The sequence below is a fragment of the Chitinophaga pinensis genome (genome assembly GCF_007896845.1).
Lineage (GTDB): Bacteria > Bacteroidota > Bacteroidia > Chitinophagales > Chitinophagaceae > Chitinophaga > Chitinophaga pinensis_C.
Map to the genome: position 1 here is coordinate 217,183 of NZ_VOHS01000006.1, position 15,563 is coordinate 232,745.

At 45.6% G+C, this 15,563-nt stretch carries 15 protein-coding genes; 9 read left to right on the plus strand and 6 right to left on the minus strand.

Features of this window, described 5'->3' with window-relative positions; all coding sequences use genetic code 11:
* Positions 1 to 111: 111 nt before the first annotated feature.
* From FEF09_RS08695 to fucP, 4 genes are all read left to right on the plus strand, one after another.
* Positions 112 to 444: an L-rhamnose mutarotase gene (locus FEF09_RS08695; RefSeq protein WP_012789663.1), complete on the plus strand. Its 333-nt coding sequence runs from the start codon at positions 112 to 114 to the stop codon at positions 442 to 444.
* Between the two features lie 70 nt (positions 445 to 514).
* Positions 515 to 1,342 (plus strand): amidohydrolase family protein, encoded by an 828-nt coding sequence (locus tag FEF09_RS08700; RefSeq protein ID WP_146304740.1) that lies wholly within the window; start codon positions 515 to 517, stop codon positions 1,340 to 1,342.
* Positions 1,343 to 1,378: 36 nt separating this feature from the next.
* On the plus strand, positions 1,379 to 2,161 hold the full coding sequence (locus FEF09_RS08705) for an SDR family oxidoreductase (RefSeq protein ID WP_146304741.1): 783 nt from the start codon (positions 1,379 to 1,381) through the stop codon (positions 2,159 to 2,161).
* Between the two features lie 36 nt (positions 2,162 to 2,197).
* Positions 2,198 to 3,496 (plus strand): L-fucose:H+ symporter permease, encoded by a 1,299-nt coding sequence (gene fucP, locus FEF09_RS08710; RefSeq protein ID WP_146304742.1) that lies wholly within the window; start codon positions 2,198 to 2,200, stop codon positions 3,494 to 3,496.
* Positions 3,497 to 3,572: 76 nt separating this feature from the next.
* On the opposite strand, the gene FEF09_RS08715 is transcribed toward fucP, so the two are convergent.
* Entirely contained in the window at positions 3,573 to 4,559 is a 987-nt protein-coding gene (locus tag FEF09_RS08715; RefSeq protein WP_146304743.1) for a TlpA disulfide reductase family protein, read from the minus strand.
* Positions 4,560 to 4,724: 165 nt separating this feature from the next.
* A complete protein-coding gene (locus tag FEF09_RS08720; protein WP_089808741.1) occupies positions 4,725 to 5,303 on the minus strand; it encodes an O-methyltransferase in 579 nt (192 codons plus the stop codon).
* Positions 5,304 to 5,364: 61 nt separating this feature from the next.
* Between FEF09_RS08720 and FEF09_RS08725 the strand changes: the two genes are divergently transcribed.
* Complete coding sequence (locus FEF09_RS08725; RefSeq protein WP_146304744.1) at positions 5,365 to 6,090, plus strand: MbnP family protein; 726 nt, start codon at positions 5,365 to 5,367, stop codon at positions 6,088 to 6,090.
* Between the two features lie 6 nt (positions 6,091 to 6,096).
* Positions 6,097 to 7,155, plus strand: a complete 1,059-nt coding sequence (locus FEF09_RS08730; protein ID WP_146304745.1) for a cytochrome-c peroxidase — start codon at positions 6,097 to 6,099, stop codon at positions 7,153 to 7,155.
* 2 nt (positions 7,156 to 7,157) lie between these two features.
* Here FEF09_RS08730 and FEF09_RS08735 read toward each other — a convergent pair whose 3' ends face one another.
* Both FEF09_RS08735 and glmS read right to left on the minus strand, forming a co-directional pair.
* Positions 7,158 to 9,374 carry a DUF4954 family protein gene (locus FEF09_RS08735; protein WP_146304746.1) on the minus strand — a complete coding sequence of 739 codons (2,217 nt, stop codon included), beginning with the start codon at positions 9,372 to 9,374 and terminating at the stop codon, positions 7,158 to 7,160.
* A 21-nt stretch (positions 9,375 to 9,395) separates the two neighbouring features.
* A complete protein-coding gene (gene glmS, locus FEF09_RS08740; protein WP_146304747.1) occupies positions 9,396 to 11,231 on the minus strand; it encodes a glutamine--fructose-6-phosphate transaminase (isomerizing) in 1,836 nt (611 codons plus the stop codon).
* A gap of 233 nt (positions 11,232 to 11,464) precedes the next feature.
* On the opposite strand from glmS, the gene FEF09_RS08745 reads away from it, so the two are divergent.
* Positions 11,465 to 11,989, plus strand: a complete 525-nt coding sequence (locus tag FEF09_RS08745; protein ID WP_146304748.1) for a hypothetical protein — start codon at positions 11,465 to 11,467, stop codon at positions 11,987 to 11,989.
* A 197-nt stretch (positions 11,990 to 12,186) separates the two neighbouring features.
* Here the strand turns inward: FEF09_RS08745 and mgtE are convergent, their stop codons facing one another.
* Entirely contained in the window at positions 12,187 to 13,563 is a 1,377-nt protein-coding gene (gene mgtE / locus FEF09_RS08750; protein WP_146304749.1) for a magnesium transporter, read from the minus strand.
* 49 nt (positions 13,564 to 13,612) lie between these two features.
* On the minus strand, positions 13,613 to 14,482 hold the full coding sequence (locus tag FEF09_RS08755; protein WP_146304750.1) for a bestrophin family protein: 870 nt from the start codon (positions 14,480 to 14,482) through the stop codon (positions 13,613 to 13,615).
* Between the two features lie 97 nt (positions 14,483 to 14,579).
* On the opposite strand from FEF09_RS08755, the gene FEF09_RS08760 reads away from it, so the two are divergent.
* Both FEF09_RS08760 and FEF09_RS08765 read left to right on the plus strand, forming a co-directional pair.
* A complete protein-coding gene (locus FEF09_RS08760) occupies positions 14,580 to 14,969 on the plus strand; it encodes an SET domain-containing protein (protein ID WP_089808724.1) in 390 nt (129 codons plus the stop codon).
* A gap of 101 nt (positions 14,970 to 15,070) precedes the next feature.
* Complete coding sequence (locus FEF09_RS08765; protein WP_146304751.1) at positions 15,071 to 15,556, plus strand: MarR family winged helix-turn-helix transcriptional regulator; 486 nt, start codon at positions 15,071 to 15,073, stop codon at positions 15,554 to 15,556.
* The last annotated feature ends 7 nt before the right edge of the window (positions 15,557 to 15,563 follow it).

The window sequence follows — 15,563 nt, forward strand, 5'->3', positions numbered from 1 at the left end:
GTGTCTATATCGGAGCAATAATTATATTCCATAGATGACTTCATTCCCGATCTTTCTCTTCAAATGCTTATCCGGCAATTCTTAATTCTTAATTGCCAATTCCTGATTTTTATGAAACGTTATTGCCTCGCACTTGATCTCGTAAATGATCCTGTGCTGATAGCAGAATACGAAGCCTATCACCGTGAGATATGGCCTGAAATAAGAAAGAGTATCGTTGACAGCGGTATCACCAATATGGAGATCTATCGCATCATGGACCGTCTTTTTATGATCATGGAGGTAAACGAAAGTTTCTCCTTTGATGCAAAAGGAGCGGCAGATGCAGCAAATCCGAAAGTACAGGAATGGGAAAAGCTGATGTGGAAATATCAGCAGGCCCTGCCGGTAGCTAAACCCGGAGAAAAATGGGTGATGATGGACAGGATCTTTTCACTACAGTAATTGTAGGACGACTGCAGTATAGAAGTATAGCTTTATAGCCACTGATAAGGAAGATAAACGTTATGAAACAATGATTATAGACGCACACCAGCATTTCTGGCAATATCACCCTGTAAAGGATGCCTGGATCACCGATGATATGAAAGTGATTCAGGAAGATTTCCTGCCACAACACCTTTTACCTGTATTACAGGAGAATGGTGTGGACGGCTGTGTCGCTGTACAGGCAGACCAGTCGGAAACTGAAACCGCCTTTCTGCTGGAACTTGCAGATCAACACGCTTTTATCAAAGGAGTAGTAGGATGGGTGGACCTTCGTGCGGAAAATCTTTCCGACAGACTGACTCATTACCGTCAATACGAAAAACTGAAAGGCTTCCGTCATATTGTGCAGGGAGAACCTGATCCCTCATTTATTCTGAGAGAAGATTTCTGTAAGGGAATAAGGGCTCTGGCTGCACATGATTTCACATACGATATACTCGTGTACCCTGTGCAACTGCCCGCAGTTGCAACATTTGTACAACAGTTCCCTGATCAGCGGCTGGTCATTGATCATATGGCCAAGCCTTACTTCAAAACACGCGATATCAGCGCGTGGGAAACACATATGAGGGCTATCGCACAGCAACCTAATGTCTGCTGTAAACTCAGCGGATTGGTAACAGAAGCAGACTGGCAGCAATGGGAAGCATCCCATTTTGCTCCTTTTCTCGATGTTGCACTGGATGCTTTCGGACCTGAACGACTGATGTTCGGTTCTGACTGGCCGGTATGTAAGCTGGCTGCCAGCTATACAGAAGTGAAAGCAATTATTACCGATTATATCAGCCGTCTTTCCGATACGGAAAGAGCTGGCATTATGGGCGGAAATGCGGTGAGGTTCTACGGATTGTAGCGCCTTCGCTTATTTAAAATTATTTAAACCATTGATATGGATCTTGGATTAAAAGACAAAGTATTTATAGTAACGGGTGGAGCAAAAGGAATCGGAGAAGCTATTTCAAAACTGATCGCCGCTGAAGGTGGTATTACTGTTGTTGCCGGCAGAAGCACAGAGGATAATAATAAAACCGTTGAAGCGATCATCGCTGCCGGCGGACAAGCAGTAGAAGTAACTGCCGAACTGGGTGAACCGGATGCCTGTAAACGCGTGATCGAATTCACCGCACAGCGCTTCGGACGTATTGACGGACTGGTAAACAATGCCGGTGTAAATGATGGCGTGGGGCTGGAAAGCGGTAGTCCGGAGAAATTCATGGCTTCCCTGCAGAAGAACATTTCCCACTACTACAATCTCGCACACTACGCACTGCCGTACCTGAAACAAACAAAAGGTAATATTGTCAATATCGGATCTAAAGTTGCTGATACCGGTCAGGGTAATACTTCCGGTTATGCTGCATCCAAAGGTGGTATCAATGCACTGACACGTGAATGGGCAGTAGAACTGTTGCCTTATGGTATCCGTGTAAATACAGTGATCCCTGCAGAAGTATGGACGCCACTGTATGAAACATGGATCAACTCTTTACCCAATCCGGAGGAAAAACTGGCCGCTATCGTTGCCAAAATTCCTTACGAAAGACGTATGACCACTTCAGAGGAAATAGCGAATATGACCGTATTCCTGTTATCAGGCGTATCATCCCATACCACCGGCCAGATCGTGTACGTGGATGGTGGTTATACACATCTGGACAGATCCATCAGCTAGTTGCCAACAGTAATCTTCATCATATAAATTATACTTATGGCCGGAGCCGCAATGCCCACTTCCACAGTTAAGGCAAACATCGATACAAAGAAGAGTTACCTGTTCCCTTTTATACTGGTAACGAGTTTATTTTTTCTATGGGCGCTGATCCATAATATGAGCCCTATCCTTATTCCACACCTGAAGAAGGCCTGTCAGCTGACAGACATGCAGTCCGCATTCATTGATTCTGCGGTCTTCGCTGCCTACTTCCTGATGGCGCTGCCTGCAGGTGCGGTCATGAAAAAATTCGGATATAAGGCGGGTATTATTCTCGGTCTCTGCCTGTATGCATTGGGTGCATTCCTTTTTCTTCCGGCCGCCAGCACCCGTGATTATAGTTTCTTTCTGGGCGCTTTGTTTATTATCGCTACTGGTCTTACTTTCCTTGAAACGGCTGCAAATCCTTATGTATCAGTATTGGGCAGTCCTGAGACAGCTACTACCCGTCTGAACCTTGCCCAATCCTTTAATGGAGTGGGTGCGATGATTGCACCGATATTAGGCGCAAAATTTATTCTTTCCGGTACGGAACTTTCTAAAGAACAACTGGCTGCAATGTCTCCGGATGCTTTACAGCAATATCTCGTAGGAGAAGCCAGTACAGTAAAGATCCCTTACCTCGTGATTGGCATAGTGGTATTACTGATTGCAGCGCTTTTTGTTGTGACGAAAATGCCGGAAGTAGTTGAACAGGAGGATGAGAAATTTGATGAAACAGCAGGTACAAAAGGTAGTATCTTCAGACACAGACACCTGATCGCGGCAGTGGTGACGATGTTCTTTTATATCGGCGGACAGGTAGGCGTAAATGCTTTCTTTATCCGTTTTGCGAAGTATACCGCGGGTATCGGTGAAAAAGAAGCTGCTGTATTATTGGGCTCAGTAGCAGGTTTAGGTTTTATGATCGGTCGTTTCTTTGGTACTTTCCTGATGCGCACCGTCAAACCGCAGACATTACTCGCGCTCTATGGTGTGGTGAATGTGGCGCTGATCCTGATCGCAATGACAACCAAAGGTCAGGTTGCTGTCTGGACAGTACTGGCTGTACCGTTTTTCATGTCTATCATGTTCCCGACAATATTCTCACTGGGTATTAAAGGTCTGGGAGGTGATACGAAATTCGGTTCTTCACTGATCATCATGTCTATCGTAGGTGGTGCGATTTTCCCGCCGCTGATGGGATTGATCTCCGACAATTCCAATATCCAGATGGCCTATATCCTGCCATTGATCTGCTTTGCAGTAGTGGTATGGTTTGGTACAAAAGGATACAAGCTGGATAAAGCACACTAGCTGATTCGTGATATTATTTAAAGAGGTTGTTTCAAACGTACCGCTGAAGTACATTGAAACAACCTCTTTGATTTTATTACTTGTTCAGCAACTCATTGAGCTTTTGTAATAATTCCTCGCCGCGCAGATTTTTTGCTACAATAATTCCATTTTCATCTATAAGGAAATTAGCTGGTATAGCCCTCACGCCATATGTCTTTGCAATTTCACTCTTCCAATACTTCAGATCAGAAACCTGTGTCCAATGCAACTGATCTTTTTCTATCGCCTTTATCCACTTCTCTTTACTTTCATCCAGTGACACACCAAATACCGCGAAGCCTTTATCCTTGTACTGCTGAAAAGCAGCTACCACATTTGGATTCTCCCTGCGGCATGGTCCACACCATGATGCCCAGAAGTCAATCAGTACATATTTGTGATGATCATCAGATAGTTTTACCGGTTTACCTTCCGGATCGTTGGCGGTGAAGTCAGGTGCTTTTTTCCCGATAGCCACGGTCCTGAGCACTTCTTTATACGCCTGCAACGTCTTCACGTACGGCGTATGATGCAGCGATGTGTCCAGCAACTGTATATTCTGTTCTATTTCATCGGGAGTCAGCCGGTAAGCATAGTTTCTGTATAACAGATACGCAGATACCAATGATGTTGAATGGTCTTTGATATACTCACTGATATTAACGTCTTCCAGTTTTTTAAACGCATTGAACTGGTCCTGCAGGGCAGAGCCGGATACTTCAGAATGACTGTAATAGGCAGCCGAATCAAGTTTGACCTTCACTTTGCGCTGGTCCAGAAACACATATAAATTTGGTCCGGTAGTATCCAGACTTAAACCATAGAGTTCGGGCAACTTCAGACTGGTACGGAATGAGAATTTACCATTTTTGATTTTAGCAGAATCTATGGTATTGAATGTTTTATTGTCAAAGCGCTGTAAATAGACCGTTCCTGCAATAACTGGTGTCTCACCCTGCAGATCCAGTTTTTGGGTTGTCTGTGCACCAGCACTCATGCCTGCAAGCAGCAGCGCAACTGATAGTAACTGTTTGTATTTCATGATTTCGTTTTGCCAGTTAATAGCCTGGGTTTGTATAACAATTCCTGTCCCGGCAAACACGCTTGTATTGGGTGGTGAAATACATAGGTTTTTTACCAGAAGGGGAGGATTGGTTGGCGGTTTTTATAAGTCTACTTATTTTGTAGACATTGCAAATGTATAGATTTATTTCTTAACACCAATTATAATTCCCGACGCCCATACCTGTTTTGTCAGCACCAGATCTTCTCTTGCCTCAAGGTCTTTTATCAGCTGTGTCGCTTTCTCCTGATGCCCTTCCGGCCAGTTAGGCTGTGGCAGCATATCGTCGATGATATAGAGGCCACCCTTATTCAGCATGGCCAGCGTTTCCTCCAGCATCAGGTATTTTCCATGCCAGGTATCTGCAAAGATGAAGTCAAATTTCCGGCGTCTGTTCTCTTTTAGCCATTCTCCTCCGTCAGCGTTGACAAGTTTGATTCTGCTGTCATCATTCAGAAAGCGGATCGCAATATCCAGGTATTCCTGCGCATTATCAACTGATATCAGTGTACTTTCTTTATCCATACCATCCAGTATCCATGAGGTAGACAGTCCGGTACCTGTACCTAATTCAAGAAAACTGCCATAGGGTTTAGCTGCCGCAAGGCTGCGGAGCAGGGAGCATGTCAGTGGGTCAGAAGCCATCGTAAATCCAGATGCGTTCGTTGCGTCAACAATGTACTGATAGTGGTCAGGGTATTGCTGGAGTATGTCCTGTGTCATGAGCTGTTTATTAATAGGTCTTTCAACAAGGTAATAAAAAAAATCACTTACTTTCGGTATTATGAAGCGCCTGTTATCTCTGATATTCCTGTTTACCTGTACGGGCACAGCCGCACAACAGGTGCAGCTGGATATCAGCCATGTAGTAGGAGGGCTGCCAATGCAACTCAAAACGGCTACCTACAACAATGCCGCAGGAGATACCTTCAATATCACGCTCTTCAGATATTACCTGAGTAATTTCTCTTTCTCCGATGCAACCGGAAAGACAGTGGCTGCACAAAAGGCTTATTTTCTTGTCAGCGAAGATAGTACCAGATCCAGACAAATACTGCTGCAGCAGTGTCCGGAAGGGCGTTATACACAGCTGACTTTTATGATAGGCGTGGATAGTGTTTTGAATTTCAGCGGACCACAATCCGGCGCGCTTGATCCGATGTACGGTATGTTCTGGACATGGAATAGTGGCTATATCATGGCCAAACTCGAAGGTAATTCTCCTTCCTCCCGCCTGCCCAATCATATGATCCAGTTTCACATAGGTGGCTACCGGGCACCGCATGTCACACAGCGCATGGTGACCCTGACACTGCCCGAACCTTTGGTAATACGTGCAGGAAAGACGCCTCAGTTGTCGTTGGTAGCAGATGCTGCCAGCTGGTTTGACGGTGCTTATAAAGTCAGTTTCAGACAGTTAGCCGGATTTATGACCCCGGGTACAGCGGCGGACAGGATCGCGGATAATTATCAGCATATGTTTTCCGTTAAGAAAATAGTAAATCAGTAAAGGCGCATGATCCGGAAAGTGATATATCTGCTTTGTGCCTTCTGCCTGTGGTACTGGCTCATGGGAGGAGACCGTGATACGTTGACGGCTCACTCGCCGGTAGTGGAATACTACCAGCTGAAAATACCGGACAGCCTGCCTCCGCCAGTCTACAATTTCAAAAACAATCCACTCACCAAAGAAGGGTTCGCGCTGGGCCGGCACCTCTTCTATGATCCCAAACTCTCCGTAGATAGTTCTATCTCCTGTGGTTTCTGCCATCAGCAGTTTGCAGGTTTTGGTCACTACGACCATGCCCTCAGTCATGGGGTATTGGGAAGAACGGGTAACCGCTCTGTCCCTACCTTGTTCAACCTGATCTGGCAAAAGGATTTTATGTGGGATGGTGGCGTCAATCATCTCGATATTCAGCCTTTAACGCCTATTACAGACGAGAATGAGATGGGAATGGATCTTAAGGCGTTAATTGATCGTTTACAGGGAAATCAGACCTATAAACAGCTTTTTAAGGCTGCCTATGGTTCGGAGGAGGTTACCAGCGAACGTATGTTCAAGGCCCTGTCTCAATTCATAGCAACCATGCTTTCTTTTGAGTCTAAATATGACAGTGTGATGCGCCGGGAGCCGGGTGTGACATTTACAGCAGAAGAGCAGGGAGGATATCGGACGTTCATGCAGAAATGTGCCGGCTGTCATAAACCGCCTTTATTTACTGATTATAGTCTGCGGAATAACGGACTGCCCTATCTGCCTTCCATGAACGACGTAGGGCGTATGCGTATCACCAATAACACCGCCGATTATCTGAAGTTTAAAGTGCCTTCGCTGCGCAATGTACTGGTCAGTTCTCCCTATATGCATGACGGCCGTTTCTTTGATATCTTTCAGGTGTTTGATATGTACGATCACGGGCAGGAAAAAGGGAATACCATTGATCCTCTTGTGAAGAACGGTATTCCCCTGAATCCGAAAGAACAGCGTCAGCTGTATATGTTTCTGAATACGTTAACCGATAAAAAATTTCTGAAGAATCAGGACTTCAGCGAGATACTGATCACTGACTGATACTACAGTTTCCACTGCTCTATCACTCTGCTGACCTGCTGTTTGTATGCCGCCAGATCTGCCAGCGTCTGCTGAATAAAATTATTATCATCCAGTTTACCGATCACCGCTTCCATCTCTGCCTCATTTTCATAAGTCATCTGACGGAATGGATTCTGATAATCTTTTGCACGGGAATGATAGATACTTTCTGTCAGGTAGGTCTGCATATGCAGAGATTGCAACAGGCAATCTTTCAGGAAAGCAGGTGTGAAATCCCTTGCCTTCTTTTCTTCTACATGTAACAGGGATGCAATCGCATGTTGCAATTTATCCATTGCATAGTGCGCACCGATGGTTTTGTAATTTTCATGTAATACAGACCAGCTGTTGATGGCACCTGTACGGATCTGATTTTTCAGATCTGTCAGCGTTTCTTCCTTCATCAGTTGTCCGCCTACATTGTGCCATGGACCGCGTTCTGCTGTTTCAACAATACCACGCAGTGTAGTGAAAGTATGCGTTTCATCCTGTGATATATAGCTGAAAATATTTCTTACGGCGTAGAGGTTGATCAGTTCTTTGAAGAGTGGATATGACCGGTGTACTTTCAGCAATTGCACTTTCCGCGAACTGTTCTCTACATTGGAAGCATAGATCTGTAGTCTGCCTGCTTCTTCAGGATCATGTAACAACAGATCTTTTCCTTTCTCCTGAAAATCATGAACAGACAGGGCGCCTGCATCATGCTCATGTTTCAGGTACCATGCCTGACCGGTAGCAATCTCCATCAGTGCCATTGAATGGATCATTTCTTCCACACTATCCGGCGCGAGATAATCGTATTCTATCAGTTGTGTTTTATCTGTACGTTTGTCGCGGTCAATATATTTCCACGAGTTACGGGCCAGTGCGTACATGTTATGCATGAACCAATAGCCTGTCATGATCCTGAGGGTATTGTGCTGTTCGTCATTCAGTACCAGACTGAATGGGAAAGGCACATCCATTTCATACATGTAGGTGCCTTTGGCGATCAGCATAAAGCTGGCAAAGCGCGAGTTGTGTTTGAGGCTGACACAGAGTCCCGGCCAGAAACCTCTTCCTGCTATGACTTCTCCGTCTGCGCCGCGTGAATTGTGATTGGATCCGATCGTAGCACCAGCTGCCATATTACTCTGTCCCATGATCAGTGCTGCGCACAGGAAGGAGTTGTTATGGTGTTGTTCATGCGCCGGAAAGATCAATGAATTCAATACTTCACAACAGGAGATCGTAGCATTGTTACCCAGATAGGAGTTGATCAGACGCGCGCCATATTTCAGCTGCGAATGAGAGGCCATTACAAAACGCACTGCTTTCACGCCATAGAACACGCGGCAGCCATAACCCACAATACCGTTTACCAGTTCACAGCCTTCTCCGATCTGACTGGTTGCTTCCGCTGAACTATTGATCGTTACATTCTTGATCTTGTTCGCACCTTTCAGATAAGCGTCGGTACCGATTGTAACATCTTTGATGATCTTACAGTTCTTTATCACACTACGGTCGCCTACCATACCATAGTAGCCGCGTTTTTTATCAAACTGTTTTTCTGTGAATGTCTTGAATTGTTGTTGCAGGGCAGCATCATCACGATTACGCGTCCAGAGCCATGCATCACCGGGTAACATGCCATCAAAAGGCATGACGCTTCTGCCGCCATTCTCATTGCAGAGTTCCAGCCAGATACGTAGTGATTCTGACTCGCCTTCTTTCACGATACCGTTACCGAATTTAGCGTGATCAGTTGTTGTCATTTCGTTGACATTACAGATGATCACTTCATTGCCGATAATATAATGAGAGAGATAGTTGACATTATGAATGACAGCATTATCGCCGAAATCGCAGGAGGAGATCGTGCTGTTATACAGGCCGACAGGTAGTCTAAGGTTGTGAAATTCGAGGTAATAAGGTTCCAGTTTCCCGATACGTACCACACCAAAGAAGTGGCAGTGTTTTACGAGTTGCGGATTAAATTCGTTGGCAACAAAAATATTATTCCAATCATCAGAAGTATTGTCATTACGCACCAGTATTTCAATCTCAAGCGCAGTGAGTTTACGGTAATTGGTTTGTTGTTTGCCCAGTTGCCTGTTCCGCAGGTAATACTCGTCTTTGCCCTCCGGCAAATAAGGAGCCGCTACAAAATTGTAGCCTAACTCGGTGAGTGGCTTCTTCTGTATTACATTCATCAAAAAAGAATTGAGGTTTTATTATTCTACGGTTACTGATTTTGCCAGATTTCTCGGTTTATCCACATCAAATCCTTTCAGTACACCGATGTGATATGCAAGCAGCTGCATGGGAATAACGGATACAATAGGCGCCACCAGTTCGTCAGCAGCAGGTACCTCGATGATATCATCAGCCAGACCACGGATGGTCTGATCACCTTCAGTTACGACCGCGATCACTTTCCCTTTACGCGCCTTTATTTCCTGAATATTAGATACTACTTTCTCGTAATAGCTGTCTCGTGTAGCAACAAAAACAACAGGCAGGTTTTCATCCACCAGTGCGATAGGCCCGTGTTTCATTTCAGCAGCAGGATAACCTTCTGCATGTATGTAAGATATTTCTTTCAGCTTTAACGCACCTTCCAGTGCTACCGGGAAATTATAACCACGTCCGAGGTAGAGGAAGTCGCGTGCATCTTTATATTTATCTGCTACCTGTCTGATCTGGTCATTCAGTTTAAGAACGGTTGCTACTTTATCAGGAATAGCGTCCAGTTCATCGATCAGGTGCTGTAAGCGTTGTTGGGTGATGCTGCCTTTTTCCTGTGCGACTTTCAGTCCTATCATACACAGTACGGCCAGTTGTGCGGTGAATGCCTTGGTGCTGGCAACGCCGATTTCAGGACCGGCATGTGTATACGCGCCGGCATCAGAGATACGCGCGATAGAAGAACCTACCACGTTACAAACGCCGAGTATGATCGCGCCCTTTTGTTTGGCACTTTCAATAGCGACAAGCGTATCTGCGGTTTCACCTGATTGCGAAACAGCAATGATCACATCTCCTTCACCTACCACCGGATTGCGATAGCGGAATTCGGAAGCATATTCTACTTCCACAGGAATGCGGCATAACTCTTCGATCATGTATTCGGCTACCAGTCCGGCATGCCATGAGGTACCACAGGCAACAATAATGATACGTTTGGCTTTACTGAGCAGGGACGCGTGTTCGCGGATACCACCCAGTGTCAGTGTACCACGTTTCGCATCAAGACGGCCACGTAAGCTGTCGAAGATTGTCTGCGGCTGTTCGAATATTTCTTTCAGCATGAAATGATCATATCCGCTTTTCTCAATGGCAGCCAGTTCGATATCCAGCTTCTGGATATAAGGCGTCTGACGTTCATTGGAGATATTCTTCAGGATCAGTTCATCTGATTTTATAATGGCAATTTCGTAATCGTTCACATACACGACTTCCTTGGTGTACTCCACGATAGGAGAGGCGTCAGAAGCAAGGAAATGTTCTCCTTTACCAACACCGATCACCAGCGGACTTCCCTTACGGGCAGCAATAAGTGTATCCGGATTATCCTGATCAACGAGCACGATCACATAAGCACCTACAACTCTTTTCAGAGCAATACGCAGTGCTTCTTCCAGACCGCATTGATTGCTTGTCTGTATCTCTTCTATGAAATGGATCAGTACTTCAGTATCTGTATCGCTTTTAAAGACATGGCCTTTCTTCAGTAACTCCTGTTTGAGCTGTGCATAGTTTTCTATGATACCATTATGTATCATAGCCAATTTGCCATTGCCGGATGTATGAGGGTGAGAGTTACGATCACTGGGCTCGCCATGCGTAGCCCATCTTGTGTGTCCTATGGCTATGTGACTGTGTGTGTCTTTACCGCTGAGAAAGTCTTCCAGTTCTGCTACTTTTCCTTTCTTCTTATAGACTTTCAGTTCTCCATTTAATAGTGCTACACCAGCACTGTCATATCCGCGGTATTCTAATCTTTTCAGTCCTTTTAATACGATGGGGTAGGCTTCCCGTTGGCCTATGTAAGCGACTATTCCGCACATAAAATGTTTTTCAGTTTACATGGATAAAGCGTGCAAGTTGTATAAAAAATGTGAAAAACGTATAAAAGATTGCGAATTATGGCCCAGAATAACAAAATGAGCCTCACGCTGTTAGTCGTTAAAATATTCTTTAGGTACTATTACTTATACATTTTGAGCCACTCACCATCATCAAATTGTATGCCTGCGTGGAAAATTCGTAATTTGTCCCCCTTAACCGAACATGAGGTCCTATGAGATATGTAATACTACTATTACTAAGCTGCCTGGCATGTGAACAGGCGCCACCTGAAAAACAAGCCATTCCGGTTGCGGAAGACAGCACCTTTCTTACCGGCACCTTCTATCTGGTGCGTCATGCTGAGCAGACCGGAGTAGATTCTACACTGGTAGAAGCAGGGCATGAGCAGGCAGGAGCGCTTTACCGGCTGTTGCAGGACTCAGGTATCCAGAAGATTTATTTTACCCGTTATCCCGGCAGTATGGACATGGCAGATTCCATGTTTCAGTATCTGAGCCTTGATACCGTCTCCTATGTAGCTGATTCCTCCGGAGAGGGGCTGTTATATGAAATTACCCGTGAGAAGGATTGGGGAAAGAAACTGCTGGTGGTGGGGAATAACCGCGCATTGGTACCCATCATGCACTCCCTGAAGGCGAAGCCTAAGATCGATTCTGTTGCAGGCAAAGATTACAGCAGTCTGTTTATCGTCAGAAAGTATAAGGATAGTGTACGTTGCAAAAGACTGAACTATTGAAATAAGAAACCGGAACAGGAAGGAGCTGTCAATACTCCTTGCTATTCCGGTCTGGTAACGTTATGACGATTTAATAACTTATTGCTATAGTGGATGTTATGTGTTTGGCCGGACGATAGGCAGCCCTTGGAACACATTGTACCTGAAGCTGTTATGGACATGAGGTGGACTTGATGCGTACCTGTCCGGAATGATCATCAGAGCATAACCCCTTTCAGCAGGGTATAAGCTACTGAAAAATAGATCAGTAAACCGGTAACGTCCACCAGCGTAGCCACAAAAGGGGCAGACGATGTAGCCGGATCAGCACCCAGCTTTTTCAGGAGCAATGGCAGCATAGAGCCGGAAAGCGTTCCCCACAAGACGACTCCTATCAACGATATTCCTACCGTTAAACCAATCAATATGGTATGATCACCATAAGTATGAAAGAAGGTATTCCACAGCAGGATGCGGATAAAGCCGATTAAGCCTAACACACCACCCAGTAACAGTCCGGAGATAATCTCCCTGCGCATCACATTCCACCAGTCTGCAATACTGATCTCACCCAGCGCCATCGCCTGAATGATCAGGGTCGATGCCTGAGAACCACTATTACCACCACTGGATATAATGAGCGGTACAAAGAGTGCCAGTACCACGGCTTTGGCTATTTCGTCTTCAAAGAAGCCCATAGCGGTCGCCGTCAGCATTTCACCGATAAAGAGTACAACCAGCCAGCCGATCCTTTTTTTCACCAGCTTAAGCAGGGGAATATCCAGATAGGGCTCATCCAGTGCCTCAGTACCACCGATACGCTGGATATCTTCTGTATGTTCTTCGTTAGCAATCCAGAGGATGTCATCAATGGTGATGATACCCAGCAGAATACCTGCATCATCTACTACCGGCAGCGCCACCCGGTTTTCCATGCGGAATACCTGAATGGCCTCTTCCTGATCATCACTGACATGCAGAGCTACGAAGCGATCATCCATCAGAGTATGTACGACAGTATCAGGCGCTACCAACAGGAACTCCCTGATCCGGAAGTCATCTATCAGTTTGCCCTTTTCGTCTACTACATAGATCACGTCAATGGTCTCACTGTCTTTACCGTACTCCCTGATATAGCGCAGTACCTGTTTGACCGTCCATTCTTCACGAACGGCTATGTACTCCGGCGTCATGATACGCCCTACGCTGGTTTCCGGATAGCCCAGCAGACTAAGGGTGATCTTGCGTTCTTCCGGGTCAAGTAGCTTGATCAGCTCTTTTACCACGTCACTATGTAACTCTCCGAGGAAGGCAGTACGGTCATCCGCCGGCAGCTCATTCAGCAGCTCAGCGACTTTCGCAGCGGGCAGCTCCCGGATCACCTCTTCCTGTATATGAAACTCCAGGATCCTGAAAGCTGCAGCAGCACGGCCTATGGACAACTGATTCATGATCACGTCAGCATGCTCCGGCAGCTCGTGAATGAGCTCGGCGATGTCTGTGATAAGCTGGTCATCCAGGTACACTTTCAGTTCCGGTAAGTTCTGCTCAGCGACCAGCGTCTCAAATTTTTCCAGTAATACTTCATTTTCCATATTCCAAATGCTGTCAGTGAGGCGAAATTAAAGAAAGTTGAGGTCCAGATTACAATATCTCTCCTACATGTTTGCGGATATTGGCAGAAATCGTGTCTGTAGGCAGGTCATTCGCGTCAAATCCAAAGGGGTCTTCTATCTCTTCAGCGATCAGCTCAAGGCTGGCCAGTACGTAGAAAATGAATACCACCACAGGTATAATAAGATAGTGCAGGGTAAATACGTAGCCCAGAGGCAGAGTCATTACAAAGAAAAAGATAAACTTTTTAATGAAGACACTGTAGGAAAAAGGAATAGGGGTATTCCTGATCCGCTCACAGGCGCCGCAGATATCCGTAAAGGAAAGCAGCTCAGGGTTGAGGCTGAGCAACTGCTCCCCGCTGATCTGTCCCTGACGGTACAGTTCGTGTACATGCGCCATGATCTGTGCGGCTATCTGATTAGGTACATGTTTATCCTGCTTTAATTGCATGCTGTCTGACTGCTGAAACTCTTCGGGTTGATACAGGTTACGCAGATGGTTCTTCAGACCAAAAGCGTAATTAGGGATCATTACCCTGAAGAACTCACGGGAAGCAGTATTCGAAGCCGGCAGCATGGCGTTCAGTTTAAGCGCCAGGTTACGGCTGTTGTTTACCAGAGCTCCCCACAGCTTACGTCCTTCCCACCAGCGGTCATAGGCCGTATTAGTGCGGAATACAAGCAAAAGGGAGATGACAAAACCCAGCAACGAATGAATGAGCGTGATCTGTTTCAGGTCACTGTTGGGGGACAGATGCAGTAGTTCCAGTTCCAGAAATGCGATCAGTGCAGAATAGGCAGACAGGGCTATAAACATAGGAAACAGCTTCCGGACAGTGTCTGCCTTGTGGAAGCGGAAGATAAAAGTGAACCAGGCTTTTGGGTTGTAATCAATCATATTATTAGTGTATACATTTTCGCAAACCTAAAAATTTTACACATGATTTTGATAACTTCCTGCTTTACCTTTATTTTACGCTTCCTTACATTATATTATGATCAAGCCATATTTATACGTCGATAAGACAAAAGGCAAGGGCCGCGGAGTGTTTACAAAAGAAAGAATACCAGCTGGCACCCGTATAGAAACCTCGCCTGTACTTGTTTTGTCCTATGACGATACCGAGATTGTCGATAAAACGAAACTGCACAATTACATCTTCTTATGGGGTGTTCGTGAAACCCGTTCCTGCATTGCGCTTGGTCTCTGTTCCATCTACAACCACTCTTACGATCCAAACTGTGTGTACGAAATGGACTTCGAAGAAGAAACCATGAGTATCATCACCCGCAGAGAGATTAAAAAGGGAGAGGAACTCTGTATCAACTATAACGGTGATGTGACTGATTCATCGCCTGTATGGTTCGATGTAAGAAAGAAATAGCCGGGAATAAGGCCCCATCGCCTTTCCCGAAGAAATAAATAAGGAATTGAGAAATTCCTTATTATTGTATCAAAATATATAAGCACTTATATAATTTTACGATGAGTTTCTACGCTTCACTGGGATATCTGGTTTTTGGCAGCCGCCTCAGACGGCTGAGTGAATACTTCCTCATGGAGGTGAATAAGGTCTATGAACAAGCTGGTATTGCCTTTGACGCCAGCTGGTTCCCGCTTTTCTATATCCTTTCCCGTCAGCAGAACATCCCGCTGATTGACATTGCCGGACAGCTGGAAGTCTCTCACTCGGCTATCAGTCAGCTGATAACCAACCTGAAAAAGAAAGGACTCGTTAACACCGCTCCCTGTCCTGATGATGGACGCCGGCAGCTGGTGATGCTTACGCCCAAAGGAGAAGAACTGTTACAACAGGTACAGCCCATATGGGAAGCCATTACTACGGCCATGCAGGAACTGACAGAAGAGAACAAACAAAGCAAACAGCTGCTGGAAGCCATCAGACAGGTGGAAAGCGCTGTACAGGGTACGTCCCTGTCCGAAAGGATACAGGCGTCTATGAAAAACTGATCACGAC

Coding starts and splice junctions, on each gene's coding strand:
- FEF09_RS08695 (WP_012789663.1), top strand. CDS start 112: ATGAAACGTTATTGCCTCGCACTTGATCTCGTAAATGATCCTGTGCTG.
- FEF09_RS08700 (WP_146304740.1), top strand. CDS start 515: ATGATTATAGACGCACACCAGCATTTCTGGCAATATCACCCTGTAAAG.
- FEF09_RS08705 (WP_146304741.1), top strand. CDS start 1,379: ATGGATCTTGGATTAAAAGACAAAGTATTTATAGTAACGGGTGGAGCA.
- fucP (WP_146304742.1), top strand. CDS start 2,198: ATGGCCGGAGCCGCAATGCCCACTTCCACAGTTAAGGCAAACATCGAT.
- FEF09_RS08715 (WP_146304743.1), bottom strand. CDS start 4,559: ATGAAATACAAACAGTTACTATCAGTTGCGCTGCTGCTTGCAGGCATG.
- FEF09_RS08720 (WP_089808741.1), bottom strand. CDS start 5,303: ATGACACAGGACATACTCCAGCAATACCCTGACCACTATCAGTACATT.
- FEF09_RS08725 (WP_146304744.1), top strand. CDS start 5,365: ATGAAGCGCCTGTTATCTCTGATATTCCTGTTTACCTGTACGGGCACA.
- FEF09_RS08730 (WP_146304745.1), top strand. CDS start 6,097: ATGATCCGGAAAGTGATATATCTGCTTTGTGCCTTCTGCCTGTGGTAC.
- FEF09_RS08735 (WP_146304746.1), bottom strand. CDS start 9,374: ATGAATGTAATACAGAAGAAGCCACTCACCGAGTTAGGCTACAATTTT.
- glmS (WP_146304747.1), bottom strand. CDS start 11,231: ATGTGCGGAATAGTCGCTTACATAGGCCAACGGGAAGCCTACCCCATC.
- FEF09_RS08745 (WP_146304748.1), top strand. CDS start 11,465: ATGAGATATGTAATACTACTATTACTAAGCTGCCTGGCATGTGAACAG.
- mgtE (WP_146304749.1), bottom strand. CDS start 13,563: ATGGAAAATGAAGTATTACTGGAAAAATTTGAGACGCTGGTCGCTGAG.
- FEF09_RS08755 (WP_146304750.1), bottom strand. CDS start 14,482: ATGATTGATTACAACCCAAAAGCCTGGTTCACTTTTATCTTCCGCTTC.
- FEF09_RS08760 (WP_089808724.1), top strand. CDS start 14,580: ATGATCAAGCCATATTTATACGTCGATAAGACAAAAGGCAAGGGCCGC.
- FEF09_RS08765 (WP_146304751.1), top strand. CDS start 15,071: ATGAGTTTCTACGCTTCACTGGGATATCTGGTTTTTGGCAGCCGCCTC.